We start from the raw sequence: 24,151 nt of genomic DNA, 5'->3' as shown, positions 1-24,151 counted from the left end.
TTGACGCACACAACTGTCCGGGTGCTCACGACGGATCCGTCGGGCAGTCTCTGGGCGTCATTTCCCTTTTCACCCCGGCGCCCCGTGTACCATTCGATGCTTTCAAACCCTTCTCCGGGCCTTTTCCCCGGAAGCTGCAGGGAAAAGGCCGCCTCGTCGATGGGAAAACTCCATGCGTCTCCCGTGACGTTCCAGTACAGTTCGTCGTGTTTCTCGAAAAAGCCCAGCCAGCCCGACGTCGCGTAATCCAGAACAAAGGTGTGCTGTCCGATGGAGAGAAAACGGTCCGGGTCGCCCAGGCGGATCTCCAGGTTTCCCCCCACGCGGGTGATTTCCCAGGGTGTGGGTTCTCCGTCCAGCGTGGCCTCCCGCAGGGAAAATTCCGTGCGCCAGGTTTTTCCCGATTCGTCCGTGTAATCGGTGGGAAAGACCCGGATGATACCCCGGCGGATTTCCTTTCCTTCGGCGTGCAGGGTGATCTCCTCGCGCAGATTCAGTCCGCCTTCTTCGGTCACCTCTCCCGTGACGGAAAAGGAGACGATGCGCTCCTCCGAGAAAGCTCTCCCCTCGAACAACGACAGAAACAGAACGCAGAGTACCCATAGCACCTGAAACGAGCGGGATTTTCTTTCCATGGATGATTCCCTCCTCTCCTCCGGAAAAGCGTGTTCCCGGAGGCATTTCACAAGGAGCCCCGTGCGTCACGTTCCAGAGAAAAACGCCATGAATCGTGGAGACACAAAAAGAGCGACGGACGTTTTTTCGAAGAGGACAGCGCGGCTGACGCGATATCCCGAAAGAAAAGAAGGGGATACCCGCCTCGAACCCTGCGAACAGAGGGTGATTTCGAGACGGGTTTTCCCGGTTCCGTTTCGATGTCGTTCCTTTGGTCTATTTCAGGGCGATGGAGGTGAACACGGCCTGGATGGTAGGATCGGTCTCGTGGTCCTTGCCGACGAGATTGATGGAGATCTTGACCCCGTCCTTGATGCCCGCGTAGTAGGACATGTGCATGGAGGACTTGTCGAAGACGGTCTTGTAGAATGTCAGACCGAGCATCTCCACCTTTTCCGGGCCTGTCCCATTGTTCTGGGATGCGAGGTTCGCCACGCCGCTCTCCGCGTCCTTCTCGGTCATGTTGGATCCGGCCTTCTTGAGTTCCACCATGTAGGAGCCGCTCTTGTTATAGGTTTGAACCGTGCCGTTTCCGAAATCGCTGAATTCCCATCCCTCGGGAACAAGAAGGCTGAAATCCGCGGACTCCTTCACGGTGCCCTTCACGCTCGCCAGGGCCGCGGCGGCGGCAAGAACCACAAGGGCGACGACAAGCGCCAGAAAAACGAACCTGCCTTTTCCGATCATTGTCTTCGAACCTCCTTCGGGAGTTCCAGTCTTTCCTTCCGATGCCTTCCCGAGAGCCGTCGAAAAAGATCTTTCCCGGTGTCGTGCCATGTGGGAGGAGGGCGCTGCAACATGTTCGGGATGGCTTCGTGCCGTTCCCGCGTGCCGATGACGCGAAACGGGTCCGGTTGCATTGTATCTCCCCCCTTCCCGGCCAAGGAGACGGGGTGCTACTGAACGACGGCCTTTTTTTCCCGACTTCGCCGTTTTTCCCGAGAAAACAAGGATTTTGAAAAAAGGGATGCAGTGTTCATGGGGGTTCAGAAGATCGGGAAGCCGGAAATCAAAATGTAGTGCCTAGCATATTTGCCCTATTGACATATTGTCTTTCTCCGGATATACTCCTTTCATGTATATCCGGGTGAAATCCTCAAAGCTCAGTCCGCGAAAATCAGTCCAGATCGTCAAATCCGTCCGTACCGGGAAACGGGTCTCCCAGGTCATTCTCCAGCACGTGGGAATAGCCCACGACGAGAAGCAGCTCTCCGAGCTCCGGGAACTGGGGCGGAAGCTCATTCTGGAGATGGAGGAGAGAGAGCAGCCCTCTCTTCCGGGGTTCTCCCTCCTCGAGAACGAAGAGGCGTGGGAGCGGCCGGTCGGCGACGGGGAGCGGGTCAGCCTCCGGGGGATGAAGAACCTGGAACAGGTGACGGAAGGGCCTGGGGAAGTCGTGGAGAGCCTGTTCTCCTCCCTGGGCTTCGAGGCGATCTTCGGGGTATCCAACCGGGGGAAGGGGAACACGGAAGTCCTGAAGAAATGCCTCGCCTGCGCCCTCGCCAATCCTTCGAGCAAGCGGGGGATGTCCCGTTGGCTGGAGGACGAGGGCGGGACGGACATGTCGCTGAACAGGATCTACCGAATGATGGACGCCCTGGCGAAGAAGACGGACCGGGTGAGGGAGATCGTGGCGCGGGAGACCGCGTCCCTCTTCGAGACGAAGGCGTCGCTGCTGCTCTTCGATGTGACCACCCTCTATTTCGAAAGCGTTGAGGCGGATGCCCTGAGGGTGTCGGGGTACAGCAAGGACAACAGGATACAGGAGACCCAGGTGGTGCTCGCCCTGGCGGTGACGCCGGAAGGATTTCCCCTCTGGTACGACCTTTTCCCGGGAAACACCTTTGAAGGGCATACTCTTGTGCCTGTGCTCAGGAGATGCATGGAGACCTTCTCCCCCCGGCAGGCGGTGGTGGTGGCGGACCGGGCCATGTTCACGGAAGAGAACCTGCACGAAGTGGAGAAGGCGGGATGCTCCTTCGTCGTGGGAGCGAAACTCCGGGGTCTCAGCCGGACCATGAGGGAGAAAATCCTGGACGCCGGGAACTACTCCCCCCTGCCCGGAGATTCGCCTGTCTTCCCGGAGGGTGAGAGAGAAACGTGCAGCCCTTCCCGTTGGTACTCCGTCCCCCTCGAAAACGGGAGAAATTTGCTCGTCACCTGGAGTGAACAACGAGCCCGGAAGGACGCCTCCGACCGGGAACGGCTTCTGGCCCGCCTGCGGAAAAAACTGCAGGGGAAGAAGGCTCTTCCGGGAAAAAGCCTTGTCACCAACCGGGGAACGAACAAATACCTCTCCCTTGAAAATTCAAACGGACAGGACCGCTACATCCTGGACGAAGAGAAGATCCTCCGGGACAGCCGGTGGGACGGCCTTCACGGAGTCATCACCAACCTGCCCGTGGAAAGTGCCGCGGAAGCGCAGGAAATCCTCGCCCATTACGGGAGCCTGTGGCGCATCGAAGAATCCTTCCGGGTGAACAAGCACGACCTCTCCATCCGCCCTGTCTATCACTGGGTACCCCGCAGGATCGAGGCCCACATAACCCTCACCTACCTCGCCTTCGCCCTCCTCCGGCATCTCCAGCACCGAGTGGCGGTCCGGCAGAACGCGGTGATGAGCGCCCGGGCCATCCGGACCGCCCTGCTGGATGTCCAGTCCACCCTCATGAAGGACGAAGAGACGGGGAAACTCTACCGGTTCCCGAAGGCCATGAGCGAGAGCGCCCGGAAGATCTACCGTTCCCTGGGCCTCGTCCGGGGACTGGGGAACACGGAGATCCTGTCGGTGAGGAAATACAGGAACCGGAAAGGGATCCGGAGCGCCGGGACGGACGGAGACGGAACAGCGGGGGAAGGGACGGGCAGGAACTGAACGAGCCGGGAGCAGATCTCCTGTTCACCTTTCGCAATACCTTTCGGAGCCCCGAGACACGGTGAGACCGAAAAATCCGCCTCAAACGACAGCCCCTCTTTTCACAGAATTGAAAAGAGGGGCTGTGTAGTGCCCACCCAAGATGCACTTTCCGGTGTTTGCAAGGCTTCCCGTTTCAAACCCGGCGAAGTCGGGAGAATGTCAGACCGAGCATCTCCACCTTTTCCGGGCCTGTCCCATTGTTCTGGGATGCGAGGTTCGCCACGCCGCTCTCCGCGTCCTTCTCGGTCATGTTGGATCCGGCCTTCTTGAGTTCCACCATGTAGGAGCCGCTCTTGTTATAGGTTTGAACCGTGCCGTTTCCGAAATCGCTGAATTCCCATCCCTCGGGAACAAGAAGGCTGAAATCCGCGGACTCCTTCACGGTGCCCTTCACGCTCGCCAGGGCCGCGGCGGCGGCAAGAACCACAAGGGCGACGACAAGCGCCAGAAAAACGAACCTGCCTTTTCCGATCATTGTCTTCGAACCTCCTTCGGGAGTTCCAGTCTTTCCTTCCGATGCCTTCCCGAGAGCCGTCGAAAAAGATCTTTCCCGGTGTCGTGCCATGTGGGAGGAGGGCGCTGCAACATGTTCGGGATGGCTTCGTGCCGTTCCCGCGTGCCGATGACGCGAAACGGGTCCGGTTGCATTGTATCTCCCCCCTTCCCGGCCAAGGAGACGGGGTGCTACTGAACGACGGCCTTTTTTTCGAAGGGGGCGAGCTGTTCCTCCGGGAACTGCCCTTTTTTGGAGTATATGTAGTTGAGCTTGGGCAGATCCTTGAAGATGGAGATGTCCGTGACTCCTTCGGTTTTCTGGAGATCCAGGGCGGAGAGGGCCGGAAGAGCCGCGATGGCCTCCGGATTCGAGACGGTGGAGTTTTCCAGGTCCAGACGCTCCAGTTTCGTGGCGTTGGCGAAGATGGAGAGATCGCCCACGTGCATGCCTTCGAGAACGGCCTCGCGCAGTTCTTTGCATTCCGCAAGAGGCGTGAAGTCCGTCACCTTGTCCCGGAGGAGTTTGACCGAACGGAGGTTCGGCATGGAACGCACCACGTCCATGCGGTCGAAATGAGAAATGCCCGCGTGCAGCTCCTCCAGTTTGGTCAGTTTCGCCAGAGGGGAATAGTCCTCGAACTTGGTGGCGTAGATCCAGATTGAACGAAGCTCCGTCAGTTCACCCACGGGAGAGAGGTCCTTCGCGGGAACGCTGTAGAGGCTCAGTCGCCGGAGTTTCGGAAATGCCGTCAGAGGCGACAGATCCTCCGTCTCGGTCATGTAGAGGCTCAGATCTTCCAGCTCCGTCGAGTCCACGAGAGGAGAAATGTCCGTAATCTGCGCGGAATAGAAATGCAGAATCTTCATGTTTTTCTTCCCCGCAAGGGCGGAGATGTCTGAAGGCTGCTTCGGCTGCATGAAGAAGACCAATTCCTCCAGGTTGTCCAAGGGTTTCAGGAAATCGAAGCTTTCGTAAGGAACCTGTCGGATGTGGAGTTTTTTCAGTTTTGTCAGGTTCCCCAGAGGCGATAGGTCCGTCACCTTGTCGAGGCGTTCGAGCTTCACGTAGGTCAGGTTCGACAGCTTTCCCAGGGGCGAGATGTCGGTAAGCTCCTTGGCGTTGTCGATTTCCACCCCCGTGAGAATGTCCTTGAGAGAGGTGACTTTCCTCAGGTCCTCGTCGGTGATGGCCGAGAGGCGCAGCGGTTTTTCACCAAGGTTTCCCTCCGCACGGGCCTTTTCGAGGAATTCGTCGGACACCCCTCCCGTCAGTTTGGGGCCGAAGGTGGAATTTGCCTGGTATTTCGGCTCCGCAGAGACGGAAAAAGACAGGCAGAGAACGGCGAGACAAAGTGCCACGAAGAGAACAAGCGGTTTTGTGATATGGCTGTGCATGACTTTCCTCCTTGCTCTTGCTTTGTCGCCCTTGTTTCTGAGGGAGACAGGAATTTTGGTACATTCCGGTCGCACGCCGTAACCGGGGCCGTCTTCAGGGTGTGGGCGTGCTTTCTTCAACGGGTTCTTCTTCGAGCGAGGGCGGTTCCGCCGAGTCCTCATTCCATTGGGAGGACGGCTCGGCGGACACCGCCTGCCATGCGGAGGTCAATGCCTCCATGCGTTTGCTCACTGCTGGATCGGCCGTGCCGTTCACTCCCTCCAGAAAGACTTCTTCCACGTTCGGGACGGCGAGAAAGAGTTCCTCGGCCTCTTCCGTTTGCCGGAAAGCCTGCAGTGCCGAGAGTGCGAACTCCTTGACGTCTCCCAGACCGAACGCCTCGTGCCAGGGCTGTCCCACCGGGTCGACCAGAGAGAGCACCGCAGTTCGCAGTCCGGGTATGTGCAGATACAGAAACTTGAGAAGCTCCTTTTCCGAAAGGGCTTCCAGAGTGGGTTGCGGAACGGGGCTCTTTTCCAGATCCTTCGGATCCACAAACCCGAGGAGGAGCAGGTCCTTCCGGAAAGCTGTCACGAAGGGAAGCGGATCCTCCGCGACAAAAACCTTGGTCCATCCCGGAACATCGACCACCTGGACAGGCGGTGCGCTCTCTCCGGCGGCAAAGCGTTCTGCCGCGGCAAGGGCTTTTGCGTGAGCCTCGGGCGTTCCCGTAAGTGTCAGGTACACGCCGGGAACCTTCGCCTCCAGCAGCGTCGAGAGGGCTTTCGCCTCGCCTCCCGCGACGAGAGAGAACGAGCCGAGGAGGTCTTTCAGGTCGCTGTCGTTCAAACCGTAATGACCGAGGATGTCCAGCAGATCCGTCACGTTCCGTGCATCTTCGTCGCCCGACGCGGCGGCGGCCCGGACTTCCGCCAGGGCGACGTCGGTGATAGGCAGCCTGCCTCGGGCGGCGAAGAAGGGCGCCTGTTCGCCGAAGAGCGGCAGTGGGTGTGGCGGCAGAGGCGTGAAGGCAGACAAGGCCTCGTCGGAAAAGAACACCCGGGCGAGATTGAGAAAGGCCGACAGACGCCACCCTTTCTCCTGGGGAGTGAAGCCCAATTCCATGCGGAAGGGGACGTCCCTAAGGGGGAGAAACTCCCCCATTTCCTCCTGGATGGATTTCACGAACATGCCGTTGTCGGCAAAGTAGAGAAAATCGGGCGTCGTGTATTTTCTTGGAATGACCAGACGTTTTCCGGCGTTCTCCAGTGCCTCCAGTCCGGCGGTGAGATCCTCGGGAGCGAAGCCGAGAAGAAGCGTGTCTTCCTTGGCGGTGACCATTGCCAGGACCATGCCGTCGGAGATGATCAGATACGTGGCGTTCTCGTGGAGAACGAAGTCGAAAGCGCCTTCAGCGGGATTGTCGAGAAGGGCGTCGAGATCGCCCGGTTCCGCCGTGCCACCGGCGATGCGATCGAGGATCGTGCGTTTTTCCGGGCCGAAGGAAAGCGCTCCCTGGAGACGGAAGACCCAGTCTTTGTAGCCGAAGGAGACCGCGACGGATTTGACGGGAACGCTCCGGAGCCATTCCGCGACGAGCGCCCCTTCCGGGAACATGGTTTCCACCGACGGAGCGAGTTCGGTTGCCATGTCCTTCACATTTTCCAGGACCACCACGGCGAAGATCGCGTCCTCGGGCCAGGGTGCGAGGGCATTCCTGGGTGTGGCCAGTGCGGGAACGGCGATCAGGCAGAGGAGCGCGCAGAGAAGAGCGAGAGTCCGTTGCCGATGCATGGGGATACCTCCTTTCCGAAAGGAACATCGGGGATGCGTCATTTCACGAGGAGCGCCACGGCGATCCCGGCGACGATAAGGGCTATCCCCAGGTAGAATTGCGTCCTGGCGCCGCTTTCTCTGCTCTTGATCACCTCATCCTCGGATTTCACCGACACGATGAAGGGTTTCCCCTTTTCCGAAGGGCTTCCGATCCGCAATTCTCCCGAGGAATCCTTTGCTTCTCCCACGACGTAGAGCGGGTGCCCCAAAGGGATGATCTTCTCCGAATAACGGAAGCCCAGCGTTTTTGTTCCCGTCTGAATGGAGGCTGCGTTGAAAAAGGAATAGGTGCGGTTGCTTTCGTAGGGCTCAAAACGATCACTTCCATCCTTCAGGTCCAGGGAGGCTCCGTCGAGGTCGAGGGGAATACGGATTCCTGCGGATTCCAGATAGAGCGGAGAGGCGCTTTTCTGAGAGGAGACGTTCTCGGAGGAGCGTACCCTGCGCCTTTGGACGTTCCCTTTTTCGTCCCTGGTCGTCTCCTCGCGCTCGAACTGGCGTTCCACGGTGGCGACAAAATAGGCGCAGGGGATATTTCCGTGGGGGGAGCGGAGTTCTCCCTCCGTTGCGGCTTTTCCGTTGGTCTCGACGAACTCCCGGTAGTTTCCCGAAAACCCCTGCTCGGTGATGGCTTTCCACGCGGCGTGGAGTTCCGCGAGAGGTGTGGCCTTCAGAAATTTCAGTTCCGTGACGACGCCCTCGCTCTTTTTTTTCTGGATGAAGGCGAGATAGGCGCCTCCCAGAGCGAGAACCGCTCCGATTCCAAGAGAAAGCGGGCTCATGGACATCTCTCCTCTCCGGTCCTTTTCTCGAATGGCGGCACTTTCCGGCGAGCCGCGTTTCCACTCCTTCGTCCGGGATTTTTTCCGAACCGCTCCGCTCCTCCGGCGAATCTCCGGGCCGCCTTGTTTTGCGCTCGATTCGGGGGCCGTCAGAAAAGCGCCTTCAGAATGTCGTCGTACTGGTCCGCGTAGGCGGCGACGGTCTGGAGCGCGCCGAGCAGTTCGTTTTTGTCGAGATTGGCCCCCGCCAGCGAGCAGGAGAACATGATCGTGCCGTCGAAGACGAGGCTGAATGCCCCAAGGGGTACCGTGGCATTCAGCCGGAGAAGTTTCTCGCAGAGGCCCTCCTTCGACGGATCCACGTTTTCCACGAGATAGGAGAAGACACGGACGAGTACATCCTCGGCATGCCAGGGGAGAACTTGGATCTGGATGGTGGCGCTGCCGAAGGGAAAGGAGTGGAGATCCTCCACGCTGGTCAGATCCTCCGGGTCGAAGAGTTCACCGAGAAGCGCCGTCACGGTGTTCTTCGTCTTCGCCAGGAGTGCCTCGTTGCTTCCGTCCTTGAGCAGGGCGAACTTGCGCATGATCAGACCCCTCCTTGTCCCATCTTTTCCATGAGCTTCGCCATCTCCGCTTCGAGCTGCTGGTCTTTTTCCAGTTTTGCGAAGGGATCATCCTGAGGAAGGGTGCCTCCCATTTCGGAGAACGCCTGGGCTTCCGCCTCCATACTCTCGATTTTGCGTTCCATTTTCTCGAATTTGGCAAAGGCTCCGCTTCCCGTGGCGGTCCCAATGGCGGTGGAGAATTCCTTCTGCGCCTTCGCGGCCTGAGATCTCGCCACGAGAGTGGATTGTTTCATCCGTGCCTCGTCGAGTTTCATTTTCAACGCATCGAGCTGGGAGCGGAGCTGTGCGGTGGTGGCGGAAGCCTGAGCGGTCATGGTCTCATACTGTTTCGCCTGCCCGTCGAAGGACAGTTTCTTCTCCAGCGCCTGACGGGCCAGATCGGCGTTACCGGCCTTCATCGCCATGCCGGCTTTCTCTTCCCACTGGCGTGCCTGTTCGCTCGCTGCCGCGTGCTGTTTGCGGAGGCTCTGTTCGTTTGCCATGGCCTTTGCCAGGGAAGAGGTGGCTTTGGTGAGCCCTTCTTCCATCTCCACGATCATCTGCTTGACCATCTTTTCCGGATCCTCCATGCGGTCAAGCATGTCATTCACGTTGGCTTTGAAAATGTCCGTCATTTTGCCGAAAATGCTCATTGCCGCACCTCCTCCGTGCACGTTTTCGGGGCGCCTGATTTGATGCTTTCCGCCCGAACAGATAGTTCCCTTTTCCTTCTCCGGCTTCCGGGGCGTCATGTCCGGAGTGCCTTGTTGGGAGTGTGCCTACCGAAGTCCCAGCCTGGTGGCGATTTCCGTGATCCGGGATGTCCGGTCTCCTCCGGTGACATGCAGTTTGCGGTAGATGTGACGCAGATGGGTTTTCAACGTGTTCCGGGTGATGGCCTCGGTATCGGCTATTTCCTCGTTGCTCCGGTCCTCGAGAAGGAGCAGGACGATGCCCGCCTCCTTTTTTGTGAGAGAAAAAGGATCGAGTTGTAATCGCAGTAAAAGCGCCGCTCGAGTCGGGTTTCTACCGCGCCTTTCCCGAAGTTCGCCATCCGGGTGCTCTGGAAGATGCGTTTTTGCGCTCACGGAACGCTCCCTCCCGATAGGGAATTTTCGAAGACGGATGTTTATGTGAATAGATGATACATTATAGAAAAAACAGGAAATCACTTCTGTCTGTACTCTATGAATCCGCTTTCGAAAGTAGAGGAAGTCTCTCCGCCTGTCCATCACCCCTCGGGGAAGAGTGCGGGTAGGATTTCCCGCCGATTTCGTGGAGAAACAAGGGTGGTTTCCCCCACCCTCATCGGAGGGAAAGGGGCTTGCACTCATTGCGCTGGAATGTTTTCGTTCGACTTAAAAAGGGGGAGTGACCCGGAGCGATATGCTCGTGGAGATTCCGAGAGAACGTTTCGGGGAGGGGGTATGGGGTGAGACAAAGACCTTCCCGAGAAATCAGGAAGAGGCTGTTCTGTCCGCTTCGAAAAGTCCTGGAAGCTCCTTTCGGCTGGAAATCGCCAGTTTGCGATAGATGTTGCGCAGATGGTACTTGAGTGTATTCCGGGAGATGACGAGGCGAGTGCACATCTCCTGATCCTTGAGTCCTTGGAGCAGGAGCAGGACGATACTGCTTTCCTGGCGGGTCAGGCCTAAAGATTCGAGGCGAAGGCGAAGGGAGAACTCCTGCAGTTCCGTATCGACCTCGTTGTTCGCACGGTTCTCTTTTTCGGGGTGGGAGACGTCTTTTTCACCGTGGCGCGCTTCTGTGGAGGGAAAAAGTTCCGTCTGTCCGGAGGATAATGCTTCGGCGGCATGATGTGTCTGGAGGAAGAGCGGCGGCGCGGAGCGGTTTCCCGAAACAGGTGGAAGGGGGGTGTCAGGGGATTGGTCCTTGTCCGGAGGGAGGCCGCCGCCGAAGTTCCGGTTTTTCGCCGGGCCTTCAGGGACGTAGAGTGCGCAGAGAAGCAGAAGGATGGCGGTGAGGAAGGGGGCGAGATAGGCATGCCCCTCGGCGAAGAGTGAGAATGTCGTCTTTGCGACGGCAAGAGGGTTGAGTGTCCCCACCGCGAGGGCTCCGGAGATGAGGAACAGGCCGAAATGGAGGACCGAGTCTTTGTGGGGGCCTGCGGAGCGGCCCCACCGGATAAGGAGAAGCCATGCGTAGAGATCGAAAATGGCAAGCCCGCCCTCCAGCAGGTAGGCGGAGATTCCCGAGAGTCTGGGCAGGGGGAGCAGAAGAAAGCTCGCTCCCACGAGAAAGAGAGAGAAGCGATAGAAAGGGCTGGGAAGTTCCCGGGATGTCACGGAAAGAAGTCCGAGGGCGACGAGCGGCGCCACGCCCCGGGCCACGAGATAGTTGTCGTACGCATGGCGGGAGAGCGTGGAGGTGAGCAGGGAGAACATGCCGCTTCCAAGACCGTAGAGGATATAGGCGGTTGTGAGAAACAGGGCGAATCTCCAGGGGCGGAGCGTCTCCGTATCGACCTTCTCCGAAAACGTGTCGCTCGCTTCTCCTGGCGGTGGCGCGGTGAAGAGGAGCAACGCGGAGACGACGGGCCCCGCGAAGGGCAGCAGGATGGCCGCACCGTTCCACGCGGAGGCGTAGAGTACGGAGAGGACGGCGAAAAAGGCGGCGAGACCGTAGGCGAGAGCCGCCTCCTGCCTGGGAAGAGTGCAGAAGGCGGCTGCCCATCCTCCTACGAGGAAAGCCGTTCCCGCTCCGGAGAGGCCGGAGGCGAGAAGAATCGCTCCTTCGCCGAAGAGGGAGCCCAGCGAGGCGGCAAGCGGAAACGCAAGGGCGAGAATGCCGCCGGACAACTGAAGAAACCGTCTTCCCGGAAGAAAGCCCGGAGACCGGGCTGCGACGGCGACGGCGAGAAAGGAGAAAATGTGCGCTGCAAGAAATACGAAGGCGGGAAGGGCGTTGCCTTCGGGAAAGATGTCGTTTCGAACGAGACCGGACAGGGCGTCTCTTCCCCGCATGAGCGTGTCGAGCCATCCCAGGAGGAGGCCGAAGCCGATCGCGATACGGACGATGGTGCGTTCTTCGCGAGAAACGGGCATTTTTCGACCTCCGTGTCGTCCTGCCGTACCCCCGAAGTCGTTACGTTTCGGTGGCCCTTCCCGGCTGTATGGATCTCGTCTCTTTTTCTGAAAAGCGAACTGCTGAATCATTATGCATGAAAAGCCTTCGATGACGACAGTATCGAAGGTCCCTGTCGCACGTCACAGCAGTCCTTGTTTTTCTGATTCCTTCGGCTCACTTCTTTCGCTTCTTCGCGGTTTCCGCCAGCTCCCTGACGGCATCGAGAGCGCGTTGTACCTCGTCTCTCGTGTTATAGAGGGAGAGGCCGAGCCGCACGAGTCCGCCCTGCTCGAGAAGACCGAGGATTTCGACGGGACGGATGGCATAGAAGTCTCCGTCCCAGGCACAGATGGCTCTTTCGTTCAGGAAGCTGCAGATTTCAGGCGGTCTGTGTCCTTCGAGCGTGAAAGAGACGGTGGGGGCCCTGCCGGGGACGGTGAAGGACGGACCGTGGACGGTCACGCCGGGAATATTCCGGAGTCCTTCGTAGAGTTCCTTTGCAAGGACGTGTTCGGCCTCACCGATGCGGTTCATCGCACTTGTGATCTTTTCCCGGAGGTTCGCCCCGTCTCCGAAGGAGGCGATGTACTCCACGGCGGCCTTGACACCCGCAATGGCGGCGTGATTCAGCGTTCCCGTCTCGATGCGGAAGGGTGCCCGCTGATCCTGGGTGCGGAGACGGTCGGGGTTCAGGCGCTCCAGAAGGCCTTCCCGGGCATAGAGGATCCCCACGTGGGGGCCGTAGAACTTGTAGGCGGAGCAGAGGAGGAAGTCCAGCCCGAGCGCGCGCACGTCCAGAGGAAAGTGCGGTGCTCCGTGTACGGCATCCACCAGGAGGAGGGAACCCGCCCGATAGGTGAGTTCTCTGGCGAGGGCGATGTCGTTCACCGTCCCGAGAGCGTTTGAGGAGAACCCCAGAGCCGTCAGGCGAGTGCGTTCGTTCGTTTTACTCCGGAAATCGTCGTAGTCCAGCGTTCCGTCTTTCCGGAGGGCGATCTCCCGAACCAGAACGCCCTTTGAGCGGAGGCGGAGCCAGGGGCCCCGGTTGGCCTCGTGGTCGAGCTGAGTGATGAGCACTTCGTCTCCGGGTTGGAGGGTGGATTCCAGGGCATGGCTCAGGGAGAAATTCAAGGTGGTCATGTTCGCCCCGAAAGAGATGGTGTGCGGCCCTTCCGCACCGAGAAACGTCGCCATGGCTTTACGGGCCTCTTCGATGACGCAGTCCGATTCCTGTGTCGTGACGAAGAATCCGTGGGAATTGGCATTGCAGTTCGAATAATAGTGCACCATGGCTTCGATGACGTACCGAGGGATCTGTGTTCCTCCCGGCCCGTCCAGATAGGCCAGCGGCAGGCCGTTGTGCGTTCTGGAGAGTGAGGGGAAATCCTTGCGCCGCTCGGAAAAGAGTGTTTCGGATGTCGTGGTGCGTGTCGTCTTTTTCACTGCGAAGACCTCCTTCGTGGCGGTATGTGGTTTCCTGTTGTTGCGCAGGATGGAGATGTCGTTCCGAAATCGTTTCGCTCGCGAAAACCAGCATACTCCAGATCTTTCCTCCGGGGAACGTTCGTTTGTGTGAGTTTTGGCTGTTTGCTTCTCCCCGTCGATCTGGGAGAATAGGGGCACGGATTTTTGATAGGGGGGTTGGGTATGCATCGCAGCGCCTCATCCCCCGGGCGAAAACGTTCCCCGGAGGAAGAGGAAACTCTCCCTGTCCTCTCCGGAGATGTCTCAGCCGAAAAATACCCGGGTCGGGAGTGCGGACGTTTGCGGAGAGGCGAACTCTGTGGCGGCAGGTCTTTCCGATCCTGAGAAATGGAGGTCGCTCGATGACATTGTGTGACGAAGAAACCCCTGGGAGAAACGTCGTTGAAGGAGGGGCCGTCTCGAAACGGGTCGTGCTTGTTGTCTCCGCGATCACGGCGTTCCTCTCGCCCTTCATGATTTCCGCGGTGAACATCGCTCTCCCGGCGATTCAGGAGGAATTCTCCGCCGGTGCGATCCTTCTGAGCTGGGTTGCAGCGGCGAACCTTCTCGCCACGGCGATTTTTCTCGTTCCTGCGGGCAAAGTCGGAGATATGTACGGAAGAAAACGTGTCCTCGCCCTGGGGCTCGGCCTGTTCACCCTTGCCACGATCGGGGCGGGAGCAGCTCCTTCCATGGCGCTCTTTCTCGCCTTGCGGGCGCTTCAGGGTGTGGGGGGAGCGTTCATGCTCACCTCCGGCATGGCCATCCTCTCCTCGGTCTTTCCTCCGGGAGAGCGAGGAAAGGCTTTGGGGATCAACGTTGCGGCGGTCTACACGGGGGCCTCCGCAGGACCCTTTCTCGGCGGGTGGCTCGTGCATCAGCTGGGATGGCGGGGAATCTTCTTGTCCAATGCGGCGGTGGGCGTTTTTGCCCTCCTTCTCGTTTTCCGGTTCATACGGGCCGAGTGGGTGGAGACGCAAAACCGGAGGATCGACGTTCGAGGAGGCTTCATCTACGGATGCGCTCTGGTGTGCCTCATGCTGGGAACATCCCGTCTTCCGTCCTGGAACGGGACCCTTCTCACCCTGACGGGGGCCGTTTTTCTCGTACTTTTCGTCCGGCGTATGCGTGCCGCCGAAGATCCCCTCTTCGACGTGCGCCTCTTCGAAGCGAACCGCGTGTTCGCTTTCTCCAACCTCGCCGCACTGGTGAACTATGCGGCCACATTCTCCGTCGCCTTTCTGTTGAGCCTCTATCTCCAGTACATCAAAGGCATGTCCTCCGGCGAGGCGGGGTTGATTCTGGTGGTGCAGCCCGTGCTGCAGGCCATCTGTTCGCCCCTTTCGGGTCGTCTTTCCGACCGGGTGGAACCCCGCGTTCTCGCTTCCTCGGGCATGGGGCTCACCGTCCTGGGGCTCGGTCTGCTGATTTTCCTCGATCGGAACACGTCCCTGACCTATGTATCCGCAAGCCTGGCACTTCTCGGTGTCGGATTCGGCCTTTTCTCCTCGCCGAACATGAACGCCATCATGGGTTCCGTGGAAAGCCGCCACTACGGGATCGCCTCCGGCTCCGTGGCGACCATGCGTCTTCTGGGGCAGATGCTCAGCATGACCGTCACGGCCATGACATTCGCCATGCTTCTGGGGCATGGCGATATCGATCCTTCCCGCTACGACGCTTTTCTCCGGAGCGTCCGGATCTGTTTCTCCGCGTCGGCATTCTTCTGTTTCGTCGGAATCTGGTTCTCTCTTTCCAGAGGAACGTTGCACCATGGTCGCCTCGGATGACCGACTTTTCTTGCCCGGCGGCGAGGAAAAGGGCGATAGTGGAAGACACCGGGGTGATTTTCGGGAATTCTTTGGGTTTTTCTCGTCTTCCTCTATCATTGGACGTGGTTGCCGGGGTGTTTTTCCGACACGAGCGCACGCGTTATCGGCTGCGCGTGTCGCCGGGAAGTGCGGGTACGGGATTCAGCCCCGGAACTTTTGTTCTGTTCAGGGGTGCCACTCTTCTTTGGAGATTCCTGAGAAAGAGGTTTGCACGAGACGTGTGGGGCGGAGGAAAGCACGAATGACGTCGGAACTTGTTTCGGTGCTGAAGGAATTGAATTTCACGGAATACGAAGCAAAAGCCTATATGGCTCTCCTGAAAAATGCGCCGCTTTCCGGATATGCCGTATCGCTGCAGTCCGGGGTCCCGCGCTCGAAAATCTATGAGGTTCTCGGAAATTTGGTGACTCGGGGGGATGTCTTCGTGAACAACGAAGAGACCCCGGTCTACATGCCGTTGTCCCCGGAGGAACTGATTTCACGGAGAAGGCACGATGCGGAGCGCCGGTTGGACGTTGCGCGGGAATGTCTGAATACCTATGCCCGTTCGGTGCGTACGCTCGAGGGCATCTGGAACATCTCGGGGCGCGGGGCCATTCTGGACCGCGTTCGGGATGGAATCGCAAAGGCCGGGCAGCGTATCCTGCTGGAAATCTGGCGGGAGGACGCGGAGGAGCTTCTGCCCACGCTGCGACAGGCAAGTGCAAGAGGAGTGCGTATCGTCATCGTTTCCTACGGGGCTCTGGAGATTGACTTTGCTGAGGTGTACCACCATGACATGAGCGAGCAGATCACCTCGGAGTACGGTGGCCGGTGGATCGTGTTCAGCGTGGACGACCGGGAGGTAGTGGCGGGTATTCTCTCCCTGGGCGAAAGCAGCCGCGCCGCGTGGACGATGCATCCGGGACTGGTCATGCCCATTACCGAGGTGATCATTCACGATCTCTACATCATGGAAATCCTCAAGGAATTTCGTGGAGTCCTGGAGGAGCGATTCGGAGCCGATCTTGTGGCGTTGCGAAACAAGTTCATGATGGACGACACCCTCAAAAAACACTACGTTCCTTCCGCCCTTCAGAAGTAACCCTCAAGCGGGGAGGTGCTCTGAAGAATTTCTCCGAAGCACCTCCCCGTGTTTCCCTCTCCGAAGGCCGTCGCGAGACTCTCCGCGATATGGAGCGGTGTCCGACGCTGCGGCCGGAATGCTCTCTCACAGGAGGCCGAGTTTTTTCGTCAGCCTGTTTATGGTGCTTTTCTGTCCGATGAGCGCAACGCCGGTGTACTCGATATCCTCGGTCTCGATTCGCGTCATGGCCTCCATGAATTCCACATAGCTCTTCGTCCGCTGTCCCTGAACCGGAAAATCCACCACATCGCATCCTTCAGCGAGGGCTTTTTCCCGGAGTTCTCTTAATTCCTCCCGAGACGCACATAACATGGGGATTCCTGTGGGTATCAGGCCCGGATGGGCGACTCCCGACGCGTCCACCAGAGGCGCACCGACGAGGACCGGATGTCGTTGTCCTGCCGTGAGAGCGATGACGGCAACGGCGTTTGCGAGATGCCCCCCCGTCAGGCTCTTGTCCATGACGAGCACACAGCGGTTCGGTTTTTCCTGCAGGGGAATTTCCAGAGAATGGCACGTGGTGACGAAACTTTTTTCGCTCATGGGTGTTCCCTCCTCGAAAATAGTAGCCACTAAGGTAGTCACTATAAAGAGCATAGGTGTTTCCCTACGCATCGTCAAGAGGGGATGTCGAGTGGTTTCTCTCTTGACAAAGGAAGAGGGACTCCGTAACATACCGTCCAGTCGGTTCAGTTGCGTTTGGTGCAACGCGAAGGAGGAACGGCAATGAGTTCCCGGGCGAACTCCCGAGACGTGATCCTCGATGCCGCGGAGACCGTGGCTGTCGAGATGGGGACGGCGAATTTGAGTCTCGATGCCGTGGCCGTGCGGGCTGGTTTCAGCAAGGGTGGTCTGCTCTATCATTTTCCGACAAAACATGCGCTTCTTCAGGCACTCATCGAGCGTTTCATCGAAGAATACGAAGAGGCGCGGTTCGAGGCGCGGAAAAGGTTGCCGGATACCCCGAGCCGGGAACTGAAAGCGCACGTGCATGCCTGGAATACATATTTCACTTCGGGGCGCGAGACGGGGAGGAAAAGGATTCACGCGGCGCTCCTCGCTGCGGTGGCCCATGATTCCTCGATCATGGAGCCGCTCAGGAAAAAGTATAGATGGATCTTTGAGCAGATCGTGGCTTCCGGAGTTTCTTTCGAGCGGGCGGCGATCGTCTGCCTTGCCGTGGATGGAATCATGCATATGGATGTCCTCGATGGTCTTCCTTTCGACGAAGGGGAGGTGAAGCGGATCGTGAAGGCGCTGCTTCGCTTCGCCGGAGAGGCTGATTCGGAATAAGGCGGGTGCTCGCTTTTCGGGTATGGTTGCGGAAAAGGCGGATTGTTTCTCCGAGGGCTGCCGTACAGATGAAGGGGAAATGTTCCCGAAGAGGAAACCGTTTTCCGCCGCATGCCGGAAGATTCGGCGGAATCCGGAGCGAAAGGGAAATTGAGGGATGACGATGAGGAACGGATGGAAAAAGCAGAAACGTCTCGGTTTTGTCGTCCTGTTGTTGCTTCTGGTCAGCACCTGCGGGCTTTCGAAAAATGTGGAGCGGGCCGATTCGGAAAGTTCCGGTGATGCCCTCTCAGGCAGACCGGCGCTTCCGGAGGGGGACGACCGTGACGCCGTGATCGTCGTGCTGGAAAAAGCGGAGTCCGCTCGTTTCGAAGACGTCATCAAGGTTCAGGGGAACCTGAAGGCGAAGAACTTCGCACTGGTTTCCTCCCGGACGGACAATCTCATCGAGGAAATTTTCGTCCGGGAGGGAGATCGTGTCGTGGGCGGCGAAACGAAGCTGTTCCGGCTGGACGGTCTGCGCCTCGAAAAAGAAGTGCAGATTGCTCAGCGGGATCTCCAGTCCGCCCGTTTGGGTATGCAGGAGCAGGCGGCGAACCTCCAGAAGACCGAGGTGGAGCTCCGGAAGGCCGAGGTCGACTACCGGCGCTACAAGAACCTCTACGAGGAGGGGACGGTGAGCAAAAGCGCGCTCGAAGAGCGGCAGAGTCTCTATGAGCAGTTGCTTTTCCTTCAGCGGCGCGCCAGAAGTCTCGTCGATCTCGCCAAAGAGACGGAACGAAAGGCCCTGAGCGCTTTGGCCATTGCGGAGAAGGAGCTGCGCGACGCCGTCACCGTGGCCCCCCTCGACGGAATCGTGAGTCAACGCATGGCCGAGCCGGGGGAGATGGCCGGCAAGGGAAAACCCATTCTGCGCATCGACGACGTAACGGCCCTGGAGGCATCGGCGTTTCTGCCGGGGCAGTTCTACGCCAGAGTCATTCCCGGAGAGACCATAGTGCGCATCGGTACTCCGGATTGGGGTCCCGAGGACCTGGTGGTGACGTACAAGAGCCCCGTGGTCGACACGACGCTCCGCACGTTCGAGATCAAGTGCGACATGAAGGGGGACGGTCTTCGCATCGTCCCTGGGGTGCTTGTGGACATGAGGATTGTTCTTGCCTCGCACGAAGGACTGGGTGTCCCTCTGACGGCCGTTTTGGAGAGAGGGGGCGCCAAGGTCGTCTTCGTCGCCCGCGATGGTTTTGCCCGCATGGTTCGCGTCGAGACGGGACTCGAAACGGCAGGCCGTGTGGAAATCACCGGGGGAGACCTGACATCGTCCGACATGGTGGTGGTGAAGGGACAGTTCCTTTTGAACGATGGCGCACCTCTTCGAACGCAGTCGGAGGCCCGGTAGAATGTTTCTGTCCGATGCTTCCCTCCGCCGCCCCGTAGCCATGGCGTGTCTTCTCATCGCCCTCGCCGGGCTCGGGTTCAATGCCTACCGCAAGATGGCGCTGGAACTCATGCCCAAAATGGATGTCCCGTACATCACCGTCACAACCGTCTGGCCGGGAGCGACGCCGTCGGATCTGGAGACCGATGTGGCCAAGCGGATCGAGGATGCCGTCTCCGCCGTGGATGGCCTCAAGCATGTCACGTCCATTTGTATGGAAAACGTGGTCAATACGGTGCTGGAATTCCACCTCGGTGTGGATGTGAACGTGGTTGCCACGGATGTGAGAGAGAAGATCGACCTCGAGATGAGCAAGTTTCCCGAGGGTGTGGAGAAACCGGTGGTGCAGAAGTTCGACATCAACGCCACTCCCATCGTGACGCTCGTTCTCACGGGAGATCTTCCTGTGGACGATCTCTACGATTACGCGGACAATACGCTCAAGGACCGCCTTTCCGTCATCTCCGGTGTGGCCAATGTGGAACTTCTCGGCGGTGCAGAGCGGGAGGTGCATGTGCGCCTCGACAGAGATGCCCTCGCCGCGGCGGGGCTTTCCTCCGTGCACATTCTCCAGGCCCTTCGGGAAGGCGTGAACAGCACTCCCGCAGGACGCGTGCGCGACTACGGTTCGGAATACTCGGTCCGCTTCGACGCCGAATATTCCTCCGTGCGCGACATCGCATCCCTTCAGGTGGCGGGAAGGGACGGAGCGCGGCGTTATCTTCGGGATCTCGGCGAGGTGACTCTGGGAACGGAGGAACGGCGTACCGAGGCATTTCTCGACGGAAAACAGGGCATCAGCATCCGCATTGTGAAGAAGGCCGACGCCAATGCGGTGGAAGTGGTGGAGAACGTTCGGAACGCCGTGGAGCGGCTGCGGACGATGCTTCCCGGCGGCATGAAGCTCGTCTGGGTTTCCGACGAGGGCTCCTTCATCCAAGCCACGGTGGACAGCACCACCGGCAACATTCGGCAGGGGATTCTCCTCACGGCGGCGATCCTTTTCTTTTTCCTCTACAATTTCCGCTCCACCTTCGTGGTGGCCATCTCCATGCCGCTCACCATCGTCATCTCCCTCTTTTTTCTCAACCTGCTCGAGTTTTCTCTCAATATCTCCACCCTGCTCGCCATTGGTCTCTCCGTGGGAATTCTTGTGACGAACTCTCTCGTCGTGCTGGAGAGTGTGGTGAGCCGTTTCCGTGAAGGGATCGCGCCCTGGGAGGCCGCACGGCGGGGAACGGCCGATGTGGCCATTGCCGTCATTGCCAGCGCGGGAACGAACGTGGTGGTTCTCCTGCCCATCGGCCTCATGGGAGGGCTGATGGGGATCTTCTTTCGCCCCTTCGCGCTGACGGCGCTTTCGGTGAACCTGGTGTCCCTCTTCATCTCTTTCACGCTCACGCCCATTCTATGCGCCGTTCTTCTCCGCGCCGGGGGGCGGCAGGATTCCTTCCTCAACCGCATGGAGCGTCGCTGGAACACACTATTGCAGAAGGCCGCTGAAAAGTACGCGGCTTTTCTTCGGAGGCTTGTGGCGCGGCGTTGGGTTGCCGTGCTCTGTCTGTGCCTGGTGGCGGGCATCTTTGCCCATTCCCTGTCGCTGATGCCGCGGATCGGTTTCAGTTTCTCGCCTGAAATCGACAGGGGCGAAGTCTTCGTCAAGTTCGAATATCCCACGCGGCAGGACCTTTCGAGGAGCGTGGAGCGGATTCAGGAGGCGGAAGCACTGCTGCGCGATCTGCCGGAACTGCGACATCTCTATTCGAGCGTGGGGAAAGTGGACAGTCTGCCCGGCCAGGTCTCGGAAGGCGTCTATCTGGCCCAGATGCTCCTCAAGTTCTCGGACAAGACGAAGCGTGCGTTCGGGATGGATGATATTCTCGACGAAATACGGAGACGTCTTCGCAATTATCCGGACAGCATCGTCACGGTGAATGTCGGGGATCTCATTGGAGGGCAGAGCATGCCTGTGGAATTGGAGGTCGCCGGGGAAGAGTTCGTCGAATTGGACCGCATCGCGTCGGCGATACAGGAAATGGCGAAAGGTCTTCCGGGATTCGTCGATCCCGACACGTCCGTTCGGGAGGGAAAACCGGAACTTCGTGTGATCCCGCGACGGGCCATCCTTTCCGACAGCGGCATGTCGCCCCAGTCCCTGGGGGTGCTTCTCCGCGCGAATCTTGAAGGAATCAAGGGAGGGGTCTACCGCAGCGGAGCACGGACGTTCGACATTCGGGTGAAACTTGCGGAACGGGAAGGCAAGAAACAAGTGGAAGAGTTTCAGATCCCCGGCTCCTCGGGGATGCCGGTCATGCTCGCAGGGTTCGCCGATATCGAGGAACGTCGCGCTCCCGTGCAGGTCACCCGCTCCGACAAACAGCGCGTGGCGAAAGTCTTCTCGAATCTCCTGCCCGGAGTTCCCCTCGGTACGGCGGGAGAGATGCTGACGAATGGCATCGTCCGCAACGGGCTGCTTCCTCCAGGGTACGAGGCGCGTCTCCGCGGGGACTATGAACGCATGGGCGATGCCGGAGCGGAGTTCGGAGAGGCCATGGTGCTCGCGATCTTTCTTACCTATCTGACCCTTTCGGCGATCATGGAATCCTTCAAGCGCCCTCTCTTGATTCTCGCCACGATTCCTCTCGCCCTGATCGGCGTTCTGTGGGCGCTCTTTCTGACGGGGGAGAGCATGTCCATTTTCGTCCTGCTCGGAACGGTCATGTTGGTGGGCATCGTGGTGAACAACGCCATCCTCGTGGTGGATCGCATGCAAACTCTCCGCGCGGGGGGCGTGGAAAGCAGGGAAGCCATGCTCCAGGCTCTGGTGGATCAATTCCGTCCCGTGGTGATGATTACCCTGGCGGCGGTGCTCGGCATGCTCCCCCTGGCGATCGCACGGGGTTTGGGAAGCGAACTCAACAACGGCATCGGAATCGCCTCTGCGGGAGGGATTGCCATCTCGGGCATACTGGCCCTCTTTGTCGTGCCGCTGATACATCTCGTGGGTGCTTCTGTCCGGAGCGATCTCATGTCCCGTTTCAGGAAGCAAGCTCCCGTCGACTCGTGACGAAAATCTTGGAAAGGCGCAATTCCTGTCGGGCCTGAAAGGCCCTGTTTCGCCCACTCCTTCCCGGACGAAAAGCGCCCCTGCTTAACGGGGGCGCTTTTCCTTCGCTTTTTTCCTGCAGCAAGACCTTCACTTGTATGCGGTCCTAAAGAACGGCGATGTTTTGGGGAGGTACGGCGAAACGGCAGATCGCCCCCTCCTCAAAGGAGTTCTGCGGAAAATTTGCGGGAGCGCATTCTATCTGCCACTGTGTTCCCGCCGTCTCGACGGTGAGGCGAAGTATGCCCCCTAGATGTATCGACTCCACGATGTGTCCCTCGAAGAGATTCGTTTCAAGGAACGGGTCCACAGGAGCGTCAGGATGAATCAGTTTTATGTCCTGAGGGGCGACGAAGACCGCGGCGGTCCGGCTGGTTTGCCTGGTTTTTCCGAGCAGCGCGTAGAAAGAATCGCTCTCGTCGTTGCAAGGAGAGGAGGCGAGGAGTCTTTCGGAAGTGATTTGCAGGGTTCCGCCCTCCCAGGAAAAACGGGGGCCTTCTGAAGAAAGGCGGAGCTCCCCCCGGAGAAATGTTCCCCACCCGAGAACTTTCCAGTGGAGTTCCGAAAGAGGAGTCCCCCAAAGCTTTTCCACGGGGAGTGTCCCCGCGAAACGTCCCTCCGTGACGAAGGTCATGCGATCCCCGAGGGCGCACACATCCTCCACGGAATGCGTCACGTACAGCATGGGGACACCGGTCTCGCGCTGAAGTTTCCGGAGTTCCCGCCGCAGATTGCGACGGACCGGCCCGTCCAGGGCGCTGAAGGGTTCGTCGAGGAGCAGCAGATCCGGCTCCGGAGCCAGTGCCCGTGCCAAAGCCACGCGTTGTTGCTGTCCCCCGGAGAGTTCCGAGGGGAAACGGTCCTCGAAATGCGCCATACCTAGGCGGGAAAGCCAGAGGCGAGCCTGTTCCCATTCGCCGTGGCGTGGTGGTTTCTTTCCGGGTCGGGAAAAAATCTCCCGCGCTGTCTCAAAAAAGTACTTTCGGAATGGTTTTGCCGGCACAGGGGCGGTCCGTGCGTTTTCGGAACGCTCTTTGCCGATACCGTAGGCGACGTTTTCCAAAACGGTGAGGTGGGGAAAGAGGGCCAGATTCTGAAAGACCATGCCTATTCGCCGTTTTCCGGGAGGAACTTGGACATGATTTTCCGTGTCGAGGAGAACTGTGTCATCAAGGACGATGCGCCCTCTCTCCGGGTGTTCAAACCCGGCGAGGAGGCCCAGGGTGAGGCTTTTCCCCGCGCCACTCGGGCCGAAAAGCACGGTGATCTCCCGGTGAAGATCCAGTTCGACGTTGAGATGAAAAGTCCCTTTCCGGAGCAATGCCCGTGCGGTCAGCGTCGGCGAAGGCGGCGTGTTCCGGTGCTCTCTCTCTGGCGTCGGCGTGACGCCTTCGATTCGGGACGCCATTTCTTCCGGCTCAAAAAAAGCTCGCGTCTCCGATGCGATCGGCAGCACGGATGCGGTTCCATCAGCGGGAGAGGTCATGGCGCCCCTCCTCAAGGTGATGAACGATCAACAGACACAGTGACGCGACGAACACCAGAAGGAACGCCGCCGCGTGGGCGCCGGAGAAATCCATCATCTCCACCCGGCCGTAGATGTAGAGTGGAAGCGTCTGGGTTCGTCCCGGCATGTTGCCGGCGATCATGAGGGTGATGCCGAATTCTCCCAGCGCTCTGGCCGTTGCGAGAGCCATTCCTGCGAAGAGCGGTCGCCGGGCGAGGGGAAGAGAAATGCGAAAAAAGACACGCCATTCTCCGTCGCCGAGGGAACGTGCGGCGTTCTCCAGATTCTGCGGAACGCCCGCGAAACCTGTTCGGGCCCCCGTCATTACCAGGGGCAGGGCCGCCGTGAAGGCGGCGAGCATGGCCGCAGGCAGCGTGAAAAGCAATTTCATGTCCCGGAGCAGCGGTGTGTGCCCGAGCAGAAAAAGCAGATACAGCCCCATCACCGTGGGAGGCAGAACGAGCGGCAGGTGGAGCAGAAACGTCACCAGCCGCTTTCCGGGAAAATGTTTTCTGGCGAGAATCCATCCCAGCGCGGTCCCTGCCAGAAAAAGAAGCGGCAGCACCCCGGCGAGGATCTGCAGGCTCAGGCGAAGGGCGGAGAGCATGAT

At 59.1% G+C, this 24,151-nt stretch carries 18 protein-coding genes and 2 pseudogenes; 6 read left to right on the top strand and 14 right to left on the bottom strand.

Annotated elements, in window-relative coordinates; genetic code table 11:
- Positions 1–44: 44 nt before the first annotated feature.
- Positions 45–635, bottom strand: a pseudogene (locus tag K349_RS19730) (DUF2207 domain-containing protein); the annotation flags it as partial.
- A 256-nt stretch (positions 636–891) separates the two neighbouring features.
- On the bottom strand, positions 892–1,362 hold the full coding sequence (locus K349_RS0110265; protein ID WP_029165717.1) for a hypothetical protein: 471 nt from the start codon (positions 1,360–1,362) through the stop codon (positions 892–894).
- 388 nt (positions 1,363–1,750) lie between these two features.
- Here K349_RS0110265 and K349_RS0110255 point away from each other — a divergent pair, with 388 nt between their 5' ends.
- On the top strand, positions 1,751–3,550 hold the full coding sequence (locus tag K349_RS0110255) for an IS1634 family transposase (protein WP_029165636.1): 1,800 nt from the start codon (positions 1,751–1,753) through the stop codon (positions 3,548–3,550).
- A 175-nt stretch (positions 3,551–3,725) separates the two neighbouring features.
- Here the strand turns inward: K349_RS0110255 and K349_RS0110250 are convergent, their stop codons facing one another.
- The 9 genes from K349_RS0110250 to K349_RS0110200 all read right to left on the bottom strand — a co-directional run bounded on the left by K349_RS0110250 (position 3,726) and on the right by K349_RS0110200 (position 13,218).
- Entirely contained in the window at positions 3,726–4,067 is a 342-nt protein-coding gene (locus K349_RS0110250; RefSeq protein ID WP_029165716.1) for a hypothetical protein, read from the bottom strand.
- Between the two features lie 209 nt (positions 4,068–4,276).
- Positions 4,277–5,482 carry a leucine-rich repeat domain-containing protein gene (locus K349_RS0110240; protein ID WP_029165715.1) on the bottom strand — a complete coding sequence of 402 codons (1,206 nt, stop codon included), beginning with the start codon at positions 5,480–5,482 and terminating at the stop codon, positions 4,277–4,279.
- A 94-nt stretch (positions 5,483–5,576) separates the two neighbouring features.
- Positions 5,577–7,256 (bottom strand): hypothetical protein, encoded by a 1,680-nt coding sequence (locus K349_RS0110235; protein ID WP_029165714.1) that lies wholly within the window; start codon positions 7,254–7,256, stop codon positions 5,577–5,579.
- Positions 7,257–7,294: 38 nt separating this feature from the next.
- Complete coding sequence (locus K349_RS0110230) at positions 7,295–8,080, bottom strand: E3 ubiquitin ligase family protein (RefSeq protein WP_029165713.1); 786 nt, start codon at positions 8,078–8,080, stop codon at positions 7,295–7,297.
- Between the two features lie 149 nt (positions 8,081–8,229).
- Positions 8,230–8,667: a YbjN domain-containing protein gene (locus tag K349_RS17020; protein WP_029165712.1), complete on the bottom strand. Its 438-nt coding sequence runs from the start codon at positions 8,665–8,667 to the stop codon at positions 8,230–8,232.
- 2 nt (positions 8,668–8,669) lie between these two features.
- Complete coding sequence (locus K349_RS0110220; protein WP_029165711.1) at positions 8,670–9,341, bottom strand: PspA/IM30 family protein; 672 nt, start codon at positions 9,339–9,341, stop codon at positions 8,670–8,672.
- 126 nt (positions 9,342–9,467) lie between these two features.
- A complete protein-coding gene (locus tag K349_RS19400; protein ID WP_029165710.1) occupies positions 9,468–9,776 on the bottom strand; it encodes a helix-turn-helix domain-containing protein in 309 nt (102 codons plus the stop codon).
- A 369-nt stretch (positions 9,777–10,145) separates the two neighbouring features.
- Positions 10,146–11,753 carry a LuxR C-terminal-related transcriptional regulator gene (locus tag K349_RS19725; protein WP_029165709.1) on the bottom strand — a complete coding sequence of 536 codons (1,608 nt, stop codon included), beginning with the start codon at positions 11,751–11,753 and terminating at the stop codon, positions 10,146–10,148.
- A 196-nt stretch (positions 11,754–11,949) separates the two neighbouring features.
- On the bottom strand, positions 11,950–13,218 hold the full coding sequence (locus K349_RS0110200) for a cysteine desulfurase-like protein (protein WP_029165708.1): 1,269 nt from the start codon (positions 13,216–13,218) through the stop codon (positions 11,950–11,952).
- Positions 13,219–13,601: 383 nt separating this feature from the next.
- Between K349_RS0110200 and K349_RS0110195 the strand changes: the two genes are divergently transcribed.
- Together K349_RS0110195 and K349_RS0110185 are read left to right on the top strand one after the other, a co-directional pair.
- The gene (locus K349_RS0110195) at positions 13,602–15,029 is read left to right on the top strand and encodes an MFS transporter (protein WP_029165707.1); all 1,428 of its coding nucleotides are present in this window, start codon (positions 13,602–13,604) and stop codon (positions 15,027–15,029) included.
- Positions 15,030–15,312: 283 nt separating this feature from the next.
- On the top strand, positions 15,313–16,155 hold the full coding sequence (locus K349_RS0110185) for a TrmB family transcriptional regulator (protein ID WP_029165705.1): 843 nt from the start codon (positions 15,313–15,315) through the stop codon (positions 16,153–16,155).
- A 126-nt stretch (positions 16,156–16,281) separates the two neighbouring features.
- On the opposite strand, the gene K349_RS0110180 is transcribed toward K349_RS0110185, so the two are convergent.
- Complete coding sequence (locus tag K349_RS0110180) at positions 16,282–16,740, bottom strand: DUF2000 domain-containing protein (protein ID WP_029165704.1); 459 nt, start codon at positions 16,738–16,740, stop codon at positions 16,282–16,284.
- Positions 16,741–16,923: 183 nt separating this feature from the next.
- Here K349_RS0110180 and K349_RS0110175 point away from each other — a divergent pair, with 183 nt between their 5' ends.
- The 3 genes from K349_RS0110175 to K349_RS0110160 all read left to right on the top strand — a co-directional run bounded on the left by K349_RS0110175 (position 16,924) and on the right by K349_RS0110160 (position 21,995).
- Positions 16,924–17,490, top strand: coding sequence for a TetR/AcrR family transcriptional regulator (locus K349_RS0110175; RefSeq protein WP_029165703.1), 567 nt, complete (start codon positions 16,924–16,926; stop codon positions 17,488–17,490).
- 157 nt (positions 17,491–17,647) lie between these two features.
- Positions 17,648–18,889 (top strand): efflux RND transporter periplasmic adaptor subunit, encoded by a 1,242-nt coding sequence (locus K349_RS0110165; protein ID WP_029165702.1) that lies wholly within the window; start codon positions 17,648–17,650, stop codon positions 18,887–18,889.
- 1 nt (position 18,890) lies between these two features.
- Positions 18,891–21,995 carry an efflux RND transporter permease subunit gene (locus K349_RS0110160; RefSeq protein WP_029165701.1) on the top strand — a complete coding sequence of 1,035 codons (3,105 nt, stop codon included), beginning with the start codon at positions 18,891–18,893 and terminating at the stop codon, positions 21,993–21,995.
- A gap of 780 nt (positions 21,996–22,775) precedes the next feature.
- On the opposite strand, the pseudogene K349_RS20235 reads toward K349_RS0110160, so the two are convergent.
- Positions 22,776–23,520: pseudogene (locus K349_RS20235) on the bottom strand (ABC transporter ATP-binding protein); the annotation flags it as partial.
- Entirely contained in the window at positions 23,504–24,148 is a 645-nt protein-coding gene (locus K349_RS0110150) for a molybdate ABC transporter permease subunit (RefSeq protein WP_029165699.1), read from the bottom strand. The pseudogene K349_RS20235 and the gene K349_RS0110150, both read right to left, overlap by 17 nt.
- Positions 24,149–24,151 lie beyond the last annotated feature (3 nt).

This window comes from Aminiphilus circumscriptus DSM 16581 (genome assembly GCF_000526375.1).
GTDB classification, from domain to species: Bacteria; Synergistota; Synergistia; order Synergistales; family Aminiphilaceae; genus Aminiphilus; species Aminiphilus circumscriptus.
The sequence above is the reverse complement of the archived record's forward strand: the minus strand, read 5'-3'. Positions and strand labels throughout refer to the sequence as shown.